Here is a 12,331-nt window from a genome sequence, read left to right on the forward strand (position 1 = left end):
GGATCAACGATGGCCAGCCCGCACACCGACAGGACCGCCCGGCAGGCCGAACGACTCGCGCAGGCCCGGCGGCTCGCTGAGCAGGCAAAACAGGACCACACGACCGCGTGGTACGTCCCGTTCGCGGCCACTGCGCTCGGCGCCGGCGCGTCGTTCGACGCGTTCGGCCATGCCGTCGGCTTTCTGTACGCCCTCGGCCTCGCGATCGCCTTCGTCGTGCTCACCTGGGGAACGGTGCGGCTCATGCCATCGCTGGCCGCCGAACTGGCCACCGATCGCCAGGGCACCGATCGGCCGAGCGGACCCAGGACGGTGCTGACGCTCATCAGCACGCCAGTCACGACAAGCGGCTTTCTCGTGGTCGCCGCGGCGGTTCCGGTCACCATCGGGCTGATCAAGACCGTCGGTTTCTACGTGCTGGCGGGAACGATGATCGTCTTCGTCGTAATGGGCATCGCGCTCCTGGTCGCATGGATGCTCGACCAGCGGTAGGCCGCCGGAGCCGTCCCTACACCCCGCCGTCCCTACCTGCCTCCGTCAACATGTGCCAGCAGGATGTACGCGCCATACCAGCCTCGCCCGGCAGTATCTGACGTATGACGTTCGCCATCCATGCCGAAAAGATCACCAAGCGCTTTGGTGACACCCACGCGTTAGCCGGCATCGATCTGGCGGCGCGTGAGGGCACCGTGCTCGGCGTGCTGGGCCCCAACGGTGCCGGGAAGACCACCGCCGTCCGCATCCTCGCCACCCTGCTGCGCGCCGACTCCGGGCACGCCACAGTGGCCGGCTTCGACGTCGCGCGCAACCCGCAGCAGGTCCGTATGCACATCGGCCTGACCGGCCAGTACGCCTCCGTCGACGAGGACCTGACCGGCGTCGAGAACCTCGTCATGATCGGCCAGCTGCTCGACCTGCCCGCAGCGCAGGCCCGGCGGCGGGCAGGCGAGCTGCTGGAGTGGTTCGACCTGGTCGAGGCCGGCGGCCGGTTGGCCAAGACCTACTCCGGCGGCATGCGGCGCCGGCTCGACCTCGCCGCGTCGCTCGTCGGCCGACCAGCAGTGATCTTCCTGGATGAGCCGACCACCGGCCTGGACCCGGTGAAACGGGAGGAGATGTGGGACGTCGTGCGCAGCCTCGTCCACGACGGCTCGACGGTGCTGCTGACCACCCAGTACCTACAGGAGGCCGACGCGCTCGCCGATGAGATCACCGTCATCGACCACGGCCGGGTGATCGCCCACGACACCCCCGACGGCCTCAAACGCGTACTCGGCGGCCAGCGCCTGAGCGTCCGCCCGGCCGACCCGGCCCAGCGCGACGCGTTGAGCCGGCTGCTCGCCGACATCGCGGGGTCAGCGCCGCAGCCCGACGGGCGCGACCGCCTGACCGTCGCCGTCGACAGCGACGAGGTGCTGCCGGAGGCGATCGCCCAGCTGCAGCTGGCCGGCATCCGCGTCACCGAGCTGTCTCTGCACCTGCCGAGCCTGGACGAGGTGTTCTTCACCCTCACCGGCAACCGCACCGGCAGCCGCACCGACGACCGCACCACGTCCGAACAGGAGTCGGCCGCATGACAGTCATGACCACCGAGCCACGGCGGCGGCCACCCGCGCCACCGACACCCGGGCCCGTAGCCGCCCAGCCCCGGCACCGTGCGCTGCGCCATGCCCTGGTGCTCGCGCGCCGGAATCTGATCAAGACCATGCGGACACCTGAACAGCTCGTCGACGTGACACTGCAACCCGTGATCTTCCTGTTGCTGTTCGTCTACATCTTCGGTGGCGCGATCGGCGGCGGGTCCCAGCACGACTACCTTGAGTTCCTGCTGCCGGGGATGCTCGGCCAGTCCATCGCCATGGGCAGCATCGCGCTGGGGCAGAACCTCAACGCCGACATCGAGAAGGGGGTGTTCGACCGGTTCCGGGCACTGCCCATCACCCGGTCGGCTCCGCTGGTCGGCGCGGTCCTCGCCGATGTCGTGCGCTATCTGCTGTTGTGTGTCATTCTTCTGGGCTTCGGGTACCTCATCGGCTTCCGTATCGCCACCGACCCGCTGTCACTGGTGGCCGCGCTGGGGCTGTCGATCGCGTTCGCCCTGTGCTTCTGCTGGATCTCGGTGTGGGTCGGCATGGTGGCGCGCACTCCCGGTACGGTGCAGGGGATCATGTTCATGCTGGTGCTGCCGCTGTCGTTCGGCAGCAACACCTTCGTCCGGGTCTCGACGATGCCCGGCTGGCTGCAGGCGCCGGTCAAGGTGAACCCGATCTCGCACCTGGTCGCCGCGGTGCGCGGCCTGATGCTGGGCGGACCGGTCGCCTCGGACCTGGTGTGGACGCTGGGCTGGATGGCGGCATTGCTGGCGCTGTTCGTGCCGCTCGCGCTGCGGGCCTACAACCGCCGCGCCTGACGACTGCGGGCCTACAACCGCCGCGCCTGACGACCCCAGCGCCCAGTGACCCCAGCGCCCGGGATATCGATCTCCCGACCGTCGTCGCCGCGTACCTCGAGTGGACCGAGGATCCCCACCTGCACCCGACCACTCTCGCACGGCCATGTGACGTGAACGGCCCGTCGTGCTGACGGGCCGACGGCGATGCGATTGTGGTTCTGTCGCATCGCCAGATGCCGACTTCGGATGCCGACTAGAGGAGGAAATCGACATGCGAGAGGTGGCCATCGCCGGCGAGGCGATCCGCCTGAGCCAGTTCCTGAAGCTCGCGGATCTGGTGGATTCCGGCGGAGACGTCAAGCCACTGCTCGCAGCCGGCCTGGTACAGGTGAACGGCGAGGTCGACGAGCGCCGCGGCCGGCAGCTTCGATGCGGTGACGTCGTCGCCGTCGCCGGAGTTGAGGTCCGGGTCGCCTGATCCCGCCGGACGGGGTGGACCACGAGCGTGCGCGCCCCAGCCCCGCTCCTTGATCCACACACCTGTTGCCGGGCGCTCTTACATGCCGGTGTACAGGCGGTGTATGTCGACGAGTTCGACCTCGGATCGCCGGTCCGCGGCAGCCTGCAGCTCCGGGTCGAATCCGGCGCGCCCGAACAGCAGCAGTTTCGCGCCGGCCGCCTCCACTCCGCGGGCGACCAGTAGTGCCCGGACGCGGTCCAAGCGCGCCAGATCGGCGCCGCTGCGGGGCCGATCGGAGTCCTTGACCTCACCGATCGCGCGTACCACCGGCGCTCCGCCGCCGCGACGCCCGCCGGCCGCGAGGGCCACTACGTCCAGCTCGTGCTGGGCTCGACCCGCACGGTCGTTGACAACCGTCCGCCCGACCTCGCCCACCGGACCCCCCAGGGTCTCCTCGCAGGCATAGCGAAGCGTCCACTCCCTGGCAATCTCCTCGAACGCCGGCCCGAAAACCTGTGCCCGGACGGTTTCCCGGGCCGCGCGCCATGCCTGCATCGCCCGACGCTCCTCGAAGGCGACCAACCGCGGGTTCACCACCAGCTCGTGAAAACGAACGATGGGGTCGGCGATGGTCAACGTCGGTCTGCGCTGCAGCAGCACGTCGTCGTCCTTGCAGACGAACCCGGCGGTGATCAGAACGTCGAGCGCATGGCCGAGACTGCGTTGCGCCCGTCCGAGCACAGCAGCAATCTTGGACGGTGTGGTAGCGCCGCCGGCAATCGCGGCGAGCACCGAGTAGTACAGCGCCCGCTCGGTGATACGCGGATCCTCCCGCAGCAGGTAGGCCGTTTCCCCGAACAATGCATGACTGGGATTGAGGACCGTGCTCACCAGCAGGTCGTCAAGCTCGGCCATGGTCTGTGGGGAGGCGTCGGCAAGCAGGTCGCGATAACCGGGAATACCGCCGACAATCGCATACAGCGCAAAGGCGACGGTCGGGTCGGCAATGCCGTACAGACCGGCGCTGGTGCGGAAGTCGAACGGACGCAGCATCAGGTCGAGTTCGGCTCGCCCGCGCAGCGGCCTGCTCCCTGACAATTGCTCGGGTATTTCGGCCTCCGGCGACGCGGAAGGAACATGTTCGCGTCGCCTTTGGCCCGCTCGCAGCTCCGACATGATCGAAAGCGCCGATCCACAGACGATCACCCGGTACGAGGGCCACCCGGAGGCGGAACGGCTCTCATCCACAAGACTCTGCAGCACCGACGGCAGCTCCCGTCCAGCGGGATGGGCCAGCAGGTACGGCAGCTCGTCAATGACCAGCAGAGGCGCACCCGCACGACCGGGCGCCGGGTCGCCTAGGGGGGCGAGACCGACACCGGCGGGCGGTAGCGCGGCGCGCATCGCCTCGTTCCAGTCCCGAAAGCGCACCTGACCTGCATGGAGTCGCTGCGCGACCAGTCCGTCGGCAAAGCGCTGCAGGGCCGGGCCAGGCTCTTCCTCCAGGGCCATGTGGTAGATCCCGCCGAACTCGCGGACAAGTCGGCGGAGCAGGTAACTCTTGCCGACCCGGCGTCGTCCGGACAGGACACCGACCCGGACGCCGGGGCTCGTTGACGTGACGAATCGCTCCAGGTCATCCCATTCGTACTGGCGATCGAACAGGTCCGATGGCTTTGCCACGCATCTAGACTAACCCGAGTTAGGCTAAGCGTGGTTAGGCTGACCAGCACCAGGCGTTCTCCACCGGATCCGGGCCGGGACGAGATAGGCCGGGACGGCCGCGCCGGCGTCCGGTTGACAGGGGAAGTGAGTGGCCACTACCTTTCTGGCATGGCCACGCGTGCGACGGGCAGCACCAGGACGCGGATGACCGCGGACGAGCGTCGCACAAGCGTGCTGGCCGTAGCCGTCGAGGAGTTCGCCCGTGGCGGCCTGGCCGGCACATCCACCGAGGTGATCGCCAAACGCGCCGGCATCTCCCAGCCGTACCTGTTCCGCCTGTACCCCACCAAGAAGGATCTTTTCCTCACCGCCGTGCGGGACACCTTCGCCCGCACCGTGCGACGCTTCGAACAGGCGGCGGGCGAGCTCGGCGGGCAGCCGGCGCTCAAGGCGATCGGCCTGTCCTACCAGGAACTCCTGCGCGACCGGACCTACCTGCTCATGCAGCTGCAGGCGTACGCCAGCTGCACCGACCCTGACATTCGGGCGGCGACCCGCACCGGTTTCCACGATCTGTGGCGCGCTGTGGAGCGGCTCTCGGGGGTGCCGTCCGAGGCGCTGCGTGGATTCTTCGCCCACGGGATGCTCATGAACGTCGCGGCCGCGATGGACCTGCCCTCCCTCAGCGAGGAGTGGGCACGGCTGGTCTGCCTGGCCGCTCCGTCGGCCGAGGACTGATTTTTTTTGCCCAGCAAAGAGAGTGACTACTCACTTCATCAAAAGTAAGTGAGTACTAACTAGAAAGAAGGTAGATCGTGATCACCCAACGGACACGGATCATCTGGACCTTCGTCGTGACCTCGCTGGCCGCGTTCATGGTTTCCCTGGACAACCTGGTGGTGACCTTCGCGCTCCCCCAGATCCGGGCGGACCTCGGCGCTGGGCTCGAGGGCCTGGAGTGGACGGTGAACGCCTACACGCTGCCGTTCGCCGTCATGCTGCTCATCGGCGCAGCCCTCGGCGACCGGCTGGGCCGTCGCCGCATCTTCGTCACCGGCCTTACGATCTTCACTCTGGGTAGTGCAGCCGCCGCCCTCGCCCCATCCATCGGGATCCTCATCGCCGCGCGGGCCGTCCAGGGACTCGGCGCGGCGTTCATCCTGCCGCTGACCCTCACCATCCTGTCCGCGGCCGTACCGGCCGAACGGCGCGGTGCGGCCCTCGGCGTGTGGGGCGCGGTCTCCGGCCTCGCCGTCGCGGTCGGCCCACTCGTCGGTGGCGCGATCACCCAGGGCGCCGCCTGGCAGTGGATCTTCTGGGTGAACGTGCCGGTCGGGATCATCGCCATCCCGATGGCGCTGCGCCGCCTCGCCGAGACCCACGGGGCGTCCACCCGCCTGGACCTGCCCGGCGTCGCACTCGCCTCCGCCGGGCTGTTCGGCCTCACTCTCGGCCTGGTCCGCGGCGAAGGCCACGGCTGGACCAGCACCGGAGTACTCGCGAACCTGCTCCTCGGCGCGGTCGGCGTCGCCGCGTTCGTCGCCTGGGAACTGCGCGTCGCCGCCCGCGGCGGCCAGCCGATGCTACCCATGAGCCTGTTCCGCGGCCGCGGGTTCGCCGCGGTGAACATTACCGCCCTGCTGTTCTCCGTCGGCATGTTCGGCTCGATCTTCCTGCTCGCACAGGCCCTGCAGAGCGTCTTCGGGTACTCGCCCCTGGAGGCCGGACTGCGCACCCTGCCATGGACGGCCATGCCACTGCTGGTCGCGCCGCTGGCCGGCCCGCTCTCCGACCGCATCGGTGGACGTCCGCTCCTGGTCACCGGCCTGTTCCTCCAGGCCGCCGGCCTGGCCTGGATCGCGGCGAACATGACCACCACCATGACCTACAACACGCTCGTCCCGGCGTTCATCCTCTCCGGTGTCGGCATGGCGCTGTTCTTCGTCCCGATCGCGTCCGTCGCGCTGGGCTCCGTCCGGCCCGACCAGGAAGGTCTCGCCTCCGGCACCAACAACGCCGTCCGCGAATTCGGTGGGGTCCTCGGCGTCGCCGTCCTCGCCTCCGTCTTCGCGAGCCGGGGCGGATATGACAACCCGCAGACGTTCGTCGACGGCACCGTCCCCGCGCTGTGGGCCGGCGTGGCCGCCCTCACCGCCGGCGCCCTCGCCGGCCTGGCCATCCCCGGCCGCCGTGCCATCCCGGCAACCGCCGAGACGGCAAACCGCGAGACCGCAAACCGCGAGACCGCGACCGCCGGCACGACAACCCCGGCGACGACCAGACCCGCCAGCTTGCCGACCCCCGCCTGACGCACCCCCATCTCGCGCGTTCCCCGTGTCCCCGGGGCAGCGCCAGGCCGAGAAGAATCACGCACATGAGCACAACGGCCCCGCGGCACTCGGTCAGCGTCGCCGCGACCATCGTCAACGGCCAGGGCCAGGTCCTGGCCGTCCAACGTCGGGACAACGCCCATTGGGAGCCCCCAGGAGGCGTCCTGGAACTGGGCGAAAGCATCGACAGCGGACTTCGACGGGAAGTCGAGGAAGAAACCGGCCTTCTCGTTGCAGCGGAGGCTCTCACCGGCGTCTACAAGAACATGAGACTTGCCGTCGTCGCCCTGGTCTTCCGATGCCACGTCATCGGCGGCACCATCCGTACGAGTGACGAGACCTCCCGACTCCGCTGGATGACACCCGACGACGTGCGCAACGACATGGCCGAGGCATACGCGGTGCGTGTCCTCGACGCACTGAACGACGGGCCGCCAGCCATCCGCGCACACGACGGCCGAGTTCTCCTCACCGCCTGACGTGCGGTCTGCGAACCCGCCATCGAAGCCCCCACCCGCTGGCGATCAGGCTGCCTGTGCGGACTCCTGGTCCGGCGGAAGCCGGTGACCGTCGCACCCACGGCGGATCCTGTCGCTGAGGACTGGCACCGCTTCGCCGCGCTCGACACTCTCACCAACCACTGGGACCGCCCAGGCTGGACACCCGGACGCCGGTCGTATCACTGGATGCTGACCTTCGAGGACGCGGCCGAGCTCTGCGACCTTGCCGCCAGATGCCAGGCCCGGCTACACCTACCTGTCCTCGACCCGGTTCCGGCCGACGGGCTGCACCTCACCCTTCAGCGACTTGCCTTCGCCGACGAGACCACGACCATCGAAGTCGAGAAGGCCGTCAACGAGACGCGACAGCAGCTCTCCGACGTCCAAACTTTCGCCCTGACTGTGGGACCGCTCGCCGGGTCCTCCGGCGCGGTCCGGTTCAGCGTCGTGCCGTGGGAACCCGTCATCGACCTGCGCAATCGGATCATCAACGCCACCGCCGCCACGCTCGGACCAGCCGCGGCCATCGCCAAGCCACACGGCTTCCGGCCACACGTCGGCATCGCGTACTGCAACAGCCCGACCGACGCACGCCCGATCATCCAGGCAGTCGAGGCGCTTCGGGAGCTACCCCGAGCCGGCGTTCTGATCAAAGCCGTCGCCCTGGTCGAGCTGCGCCGCGAAGGTCGTACATACCGGTGGGAGACCGTGACCCGACTACCCCTGGCAGATCTCCCCCTCGCACCCCCGCGCCGTTGAGGGCGCCGGTTCCCCCGGCGTCAACGGCGTTCATCTGGCCGGTGAAGCGGGCGGCCTCGTCATCGTCATCGACGACCTGCACCGGGCCGACGAGCCGTCGGTGCTGCTGACCTATCTGGCCGGGGAGCTGGCGGACGCCCCGGTGCTCGTCATCGCCGCCTACCGCGACATCGAGGTCCATCCCGGGGACCCCGTCGCCACGATGCTCGGAACGGTGGCCGACGGTGCCACCACAGTGGTCGTCCCGGTACGGGGACTGGACGAACGCGCCGTGGGCGAAATGATCCGTTCGTTCCGCCTTCGCAACGGTTCCGGCGGCCCCCCGGTCGGCGAACGGGATCGCGAACACGGTGGCGAGGAAAACGCCGACGATGCACGCCCGGACCGGCGGCAACCCCTTCTTCGTACAGGAGCTGTCCAGGCTGCTGCACGCCGGCGGGCATGACGCCGCCGGCATGGGCGCGGGCCGGCCACCGCGACAGTGCGCGCCGCGCCTGCGACCGCGCCGCCGAGATGGCCGCACGCTGCGGCGCACGCGCACAACTCGCCCGCGCCGCGTTGGGCGCGGGCACCACCGTGGTCACCGCAGGCACCGTCGACTGGGCGTTGGTCTCCCTGCTCACCCACGCCATCAAGGCGAACACCGACAATCACGCACTTCGGGCACGGCTGCTCAGCCGACTGGCGATCGAGCTGTACTGGCATGCCGGTGGTGAACCGGCGCGGGAACGCAGTGCCGAAGCGCTCGAGGTGGCCGGCGTAAGCGGCGACGACGCGGCCCTCGGGGTCGCGTTGCACGCCCGCCAGTTCACCCTGCGGGGAGCGGGCCATCTGACCGAGCGGATCGCGATCGGGCGACGCCTGGTCACCCTCGCGACCCGCGCGGATAATGCGGACCTCGCCAACCCCACCCACGTCTTCCTGGCCGCCGACCTGCTGAGGCGACAGCGTTCGCCGTGCGCTCGGGCATCGCCTGAATCCGCCAGCAGCCAGCAGCCAGCAGCCAGCAGCGGGGAAAGCGTGTACATAGTCTGCCGGCGACGGCAAATGGCGGATCTCCGGGATCTCCGGGATCTCCGGGATCTCCGGGCCGGGGCCGCCCGCGCACCATTGCGGCCATGACGACAACCACTAACACGGCCACCACCGACACCGACACCAACACCAACACCACTCCCGAAGCCAAGCTGCGGGCCCGCCGCGAAGCGATCGTGCGGACGCACATGGAGGCCGAGGGCCGCCACGATGTGGCCGCCACCCTCAACACCTTCGCCGAGGCCAACTACGACGTGGTCGCCCTGGGCGCCCCGACGAACGGGCCGCAAGCGGTCGAGGAGCTACTGACCATGCTGTTCGGCGCGTTCCCCGATTTCGCCGCCGAAGCCCTTTCAATCCACCACGGCGACGACATCGTGTTCGTCGACACCTGGATGGCGGTTACCCACCATGGCCCGTGGGCCGGTGTGCCCGCCACCGGCAGACCCATCGACGTGCGCTGCGGCTGCGTCTTCCACTTCGACGGCGACCGGCTTGTCAAGGAGACCGTCTCCTTCGACCACGCGACCCTGCTCGGCCAGATCGGCGTCAGCGGCTGACCCGCGTCCACCGGTCGTCGGTCAAGGGCGGCACCAGCAGTTACCTAGCCGGGGTTGGAACATCCAGGAGCACGCCTTGTCCACGCAGAATCGTCGTCGGGCCGTCGAGGTTGCCGCGATGGTGAAGGCGTCCGGGGCGGCCCGACGACGAATCCGGGTCGCTGAACGGGGTGGAAATGTCGGGATAGCGAGCTAAACTGAACATATGTTCGATCCGACCGATGGGTGCGCAAGATCTGATGCGTGCCCAACATGTGATGCGTGCCCAACATGTGATGCGTGCGCAGGCCCCGGGCCCATCGCCGCCTTGGACGCGGATGCCTGCCTGACCCTCATGACGACCATCGTGCGGGAGAAGGCCAGGCTGGACGCGGCGCTGATCCGCACGCAGGCCCGGTTCGTCGAGCTGCGGTCCGCGGCCGGGCCGGACCCGGTGTTCAGCGAGTTCGCCGCCAGCGAGATCGCCATCGAGCTGGACCTGTCGTGCAGCGCCGCAGCCGCCCAGCTGAAGCTGGCGCACACGGTGACCTACCGGCTACCGGCCACCCTGGCCGCTCTGGAAGCCGGTGCGATCGACCTGGGCCGAGCGCGCGCGGTCGCCGACGCCACCGGCTCGCTGTCGCAGGTCCACGCGGCAGCCGTCGAGGAGAAGGTGCTGGCCCGCGGCGGTCGGGCGAGCCACACGCTGTTCCGCCAGGCCCTGCGCCGGGCCGTGCTCGCCGTCGACCCCGATGGCGCCCAGCGGCGCCACGAGAAGCAGCGCCGGGAGCGGCAGGTGCGCATCGGACCCCTCGATGACGGCATGGCCGAACTGTGGGCGTTCCTGCCGGCTGCCGAAGCCCAGGCCGCCTACCAGCACATCGACGCCCTCGCCCGCTGTGCCGGCGCTCCGGACGATCCCCGGAGCATGGATGAACGCCGCGCGGACGTCCTCACCGATCTACTGCTGGGCCGCCATCATAATTACGAACCCGTCCACATCGAGATCGGGGTGATCGTGCCTGCCGACACCCTGCTGGGGCTGACCGACGCCCCCGGCGAGCTGGCCGGCTACGGGCCGATCTCCGCAGGGCTCGCCCGCGACCTGGCCTGCGCGGCCAACGCCACCTGGCGGCGGATCCTCACCGACCCCGTCGACGGCAGTCTCCTGGATGTGAGCCGGCGACGGTTCCCCTCAGCCGCGCTCGCCCGTCACGTGCAGACCCGGGACCGCACCTGTCGGTTCCCGAGCTGCCGTAAACCCGCCGCGGCCTGCGACCTCGACCACGTCCAGCCCCATGCTGGCGGCGGGACCACCGAATCGGCAAACCTGCTCACTCTGTGTCGCCGCCACCACCGCATGAAACACGGGGGGAAATGGTCGGTCAACCTGGCCGGCTCCGACGGGTCGGTCACCTGGACGAGCCCGGAAAAGCGCGTCCACCACACCAGTCCGGAACCCTACATCGACTGCAACCCGAACCCGAACCCGAACCCCAACGCCAACCCGGAGCCGGAGCCGGAGCCGGAGCCGGAGCCGGAGCCGGAGCCGGAGCCGGAGCCGGAGCCGGAGCCACCACCGTTCTGAAAACAGTCGTTCTGAAAACAGTCACCGACTACGGCCGGAGCCGGGTCAGGTTCGCCGGAGCGCCTCGGACAGCCGCACCCGGGTACCGCTGCGGGCGGCTACGTGGACCGTCCGGGACGAGTGCACCCCGGGCCTCGGCGGCGGACAAGCACATCGACCTCTACATCGGCGAGGAGGACCGCGTGAACATCACCGACAGCCCGCTCTACCTCTCCGGCACAGGCGCCAGGATCACCGTCCTCAGCTGAGGACCCCGGAGTCGGCGTGGGCTTGCGAGCGTGGGGACTGGTCGAACCGTCAGGAGATGTCGAGGATGGGTAGGCAGGCCTGTACCCGACACGCTCGAAGGAGACGGACCCATGGTCGAAGTCACGAGTAACCAACCGCCGGGGACACCCACCTGGATCGACCTCGGCATTCCCGACATCCAACGCGCAAAGGAGTTCTACGGCACCCTGTTCGGCTGGGAGTTCGAGGAGGGACCCCCCGAAGCCGGGGGCTACACGATGTGCCTGCTGCGCGGGCAGCCGGTGGCGGCCGTCATGGCGAACCCGGACCCGAACGCCACCTCCTTCTGGTGGAACCTCTACTTCGCCACCGACGACGCTGACGGCACTGCCAAGCACATCGCCGACGCCGGCGGCCAGGTCGTCGTGGCGCCCATCGATGCGATGGACGCCGGGCGGATGGCGATCGCCCTCGATCCGACCGGCGCGCAGTTCGGCCTCTGGCAGGGCCGCATGCACCCCGGCGCGCGGATCGTCAACGAACCCGGTTCCCTGGCGTGGAACGAGCTGCGCACACCCGCAGCGGACGCGGCCCGCCCGTTCTACCAGGCGGTTTTCGACTACACCCTGGAACCCATGGCGGCTCCCGACATCGACTACACCGTGCTGCACCGCGGCGACGGCCAGATGATCGGCGGAATTCACGGCGTGGCCGACGCGCCGTCGTCATCCTGGATCACCTACTTCGAGGTCGAGAACACCGACGCGGCCGTACGGCGGGTACTCGACGGCGGCGGCGCATGTCCCGGCGAACCCCAGGACTCCCCCTACGGGCG

14 protein-coding genes are annotated in these 12,331 nt (G+C 69.3%); 13 read left to right on the top strand and 1 reads right to left on the bottom strand.

Translation table 11 applies throughout. The features are described from left to right. From U9979_RS18780 to U9979_RS18795, 4 genes are all read left to right on the top strand, one after another. On the top strand, positions 1 to 492 hold a 492-nt coding region (locus U9979_RS18780), incomplete at its 5' end, for a hypothetical protein (RefSeq protein WP_416220253.1). A gap of 104 nt (positions 493 to 596) precedes the next feature. Next, positions 597 to 1,577: an ATP-binding cassette domain-containing protein gene (locus U9979_RS18785; RefSeq protein ID WP_322780411.1), complete on the top strand. Its 981-nt coding sequence runs from the start codon at positions 597 to 599 to the stop codon at positions 1,575 to 1,577. Beyond that, positions 1,574 to 2,410: an ABC transporter permease gene (locus tag U9979_RS18790; RefSeq protein ID WP_322780412.1), complete on the top strand. Its 837-nt coding sequence runs from the start codon at positions 1,574 to 1,576 to the stop codon at positions 2,408 to 2,410. The genes U9979_RS18785 and U9979_RS18790 overlap by 4 nt, the downstream gene beginning before the upstream one ends. 253 nt (positions 2,411 to 2,663) lie before the next feature. Next, the gene (locus tag U9979_RS18795) at positions 2,664 to 2,870 is read left to right on the top strand and encodes an RNA-binding S4 domain-containing protein (RefSeq protein WP_322747093.1); all 207 of its coding nucleotides are present in this window, start codon (positions 2,664 to 2,666) and stop codon (positions 2,868 to 2,870) included. Positions 2,871 to 2,948: 78 nt separating this feature from the next. Here the strand turns inward: U9979_RS18795 and U9979_RS18800 are convergent, their stop codons facing one another. Further along, the gene (locus U9979_RS18800) at positions 2,949 to 4,535 is read right to left on the bottom strand and encodes an ATP-binding protein (RefSeq protein WP_322780413.1); all 1,587 of its coding nucleotides are present in this window, start codon (positions 4,533 to 4,535) and stop codon (positions 2,949 to 2,951) included. Between the two features lie 186 nt (positions 4,536 to 4,721). Here U9979_RS18800 and U9979_RS18805 point away from each other — a divergent pair, with 186 nt between their 5' ends. The 9 genes from U9979_RS18805 to U9979_RS18845 all read left to right on the top strand — a co-directional run. Continuing rightward, positions 4,722 to 5,255, top strand: a complete 534-nt coding sequence (locus tag U9979_RS18805) for a TetR/AcrR family transcriptional regulator (RefSeq protein WP_322780414.1) — start codon at positions 4,722 to 4,724, stop codon at positions 5,253 to 5,255. Positions 5,256 to 5,392: 137 nt separating this feature from the next. Then, the gene (locus U9979_RS18810) at positions 5,393 to 6,826 is read left to right on the top strand and encodes a DHA2 family efflux MFS transporter permease subunit (RefSeq protein WP_416220254.1); all 1,434 of its coding nucleotides are present in this window, start codon (positions 5,393 to 5,395) and stop codon (positions 6,824 to 6,826) included. A 65-nt stretch (positions 6,827 to 6,891) separates the two neighbouring features. Beyond that, positions 6,892 to 7,326 (top strand): NUDIX hydrolase, encoded by a 435-nt coding sequence (locus U9979_RS18815; RefSeq protein WP_322747089.1) that lies wholly within the window; start codon positions 6,892 to 6,894, stop codon positions 7,324 to 7,326. A gap of 84 nt (positions 7,327 to 7,410) precedes the next feature. After that, a complete protein-coding gene (locus U9979_RS18820; RefSeq protein ID WP_322780416.1) occupies positions 7,411 to 8,106 on the top strand; it encodes a 2'-5' RNA ligase family protein in 696 nt (231 codons plus the stop codon). A 100-nt stretch (positions 8,107 to 8,206) separates the two neighbouring features. Next, positions 8,207 to 8,551 (top strand): hypothetical protein, encoded by a 345-nt coding sequence (locus U9979_RS18825; protein WP_322780417.1) that lies wholly within the window; start codon positions 8,207 to 8,209, stop codon positions 8,549 to 8,551. Further along, positions 8,548 to 9,228, top strand: a complete 681-nt coding sequence (locus tag U9979_RS18830) for a hypothetical protein (RefSeq protein WP_322780418.1) — start codon at positions 8,548 to 8,550, stop codon at positions 9,226 to 9,228. The genes U9979_RS18825 and U9979_RS18830 overlap by 4 nt, the downstream gene beginning before the upstream one ends. Next, positions 9,225 to 9,701, top strand: a complete 477-nt coding sequence (locus U9979_RS18835) for an ester cyclase (protein WP_322780419.1) — start codon at positions 9,225 to 9,227, stop codon at positions 9,699 to 9,701. Before U9979_RS18830 ends, U9979_RS18835 begins: the two co-directional genes overlap by 4 nt. 334 nt (positions 9,702 to 10,035) lie before the next feature. Next, positions 10,036 to 11,268 (top strand): HNH endonuclease signature motif containing protein, encoded by a 1,233-nt coding sequence (locus U9979_RS18840; RefSeq protein WP_322780420.1) that lies wholly within the window; start codon positions 10,036 to 10,038, stop codon positions 11,266 to 11,268. 359 nt (positions 11,269 to 11,627) lie between these two features. Next, a partial coding sequence (locus tag U9979_RS18845; protein WP_322780421.1) for a VOC family protein occupies positions 11,628 to 12,331 on the top strand: 704 nt, incomplete at its 3' end.

The organism is Protofrankia sp. Cas4, from assembly GCF_963555915.1.
Classification (GTDB): Bacteria; Actinomycetota; Actinomycetes; order Frankiales; family Frankiaceae; genus Protofrankia.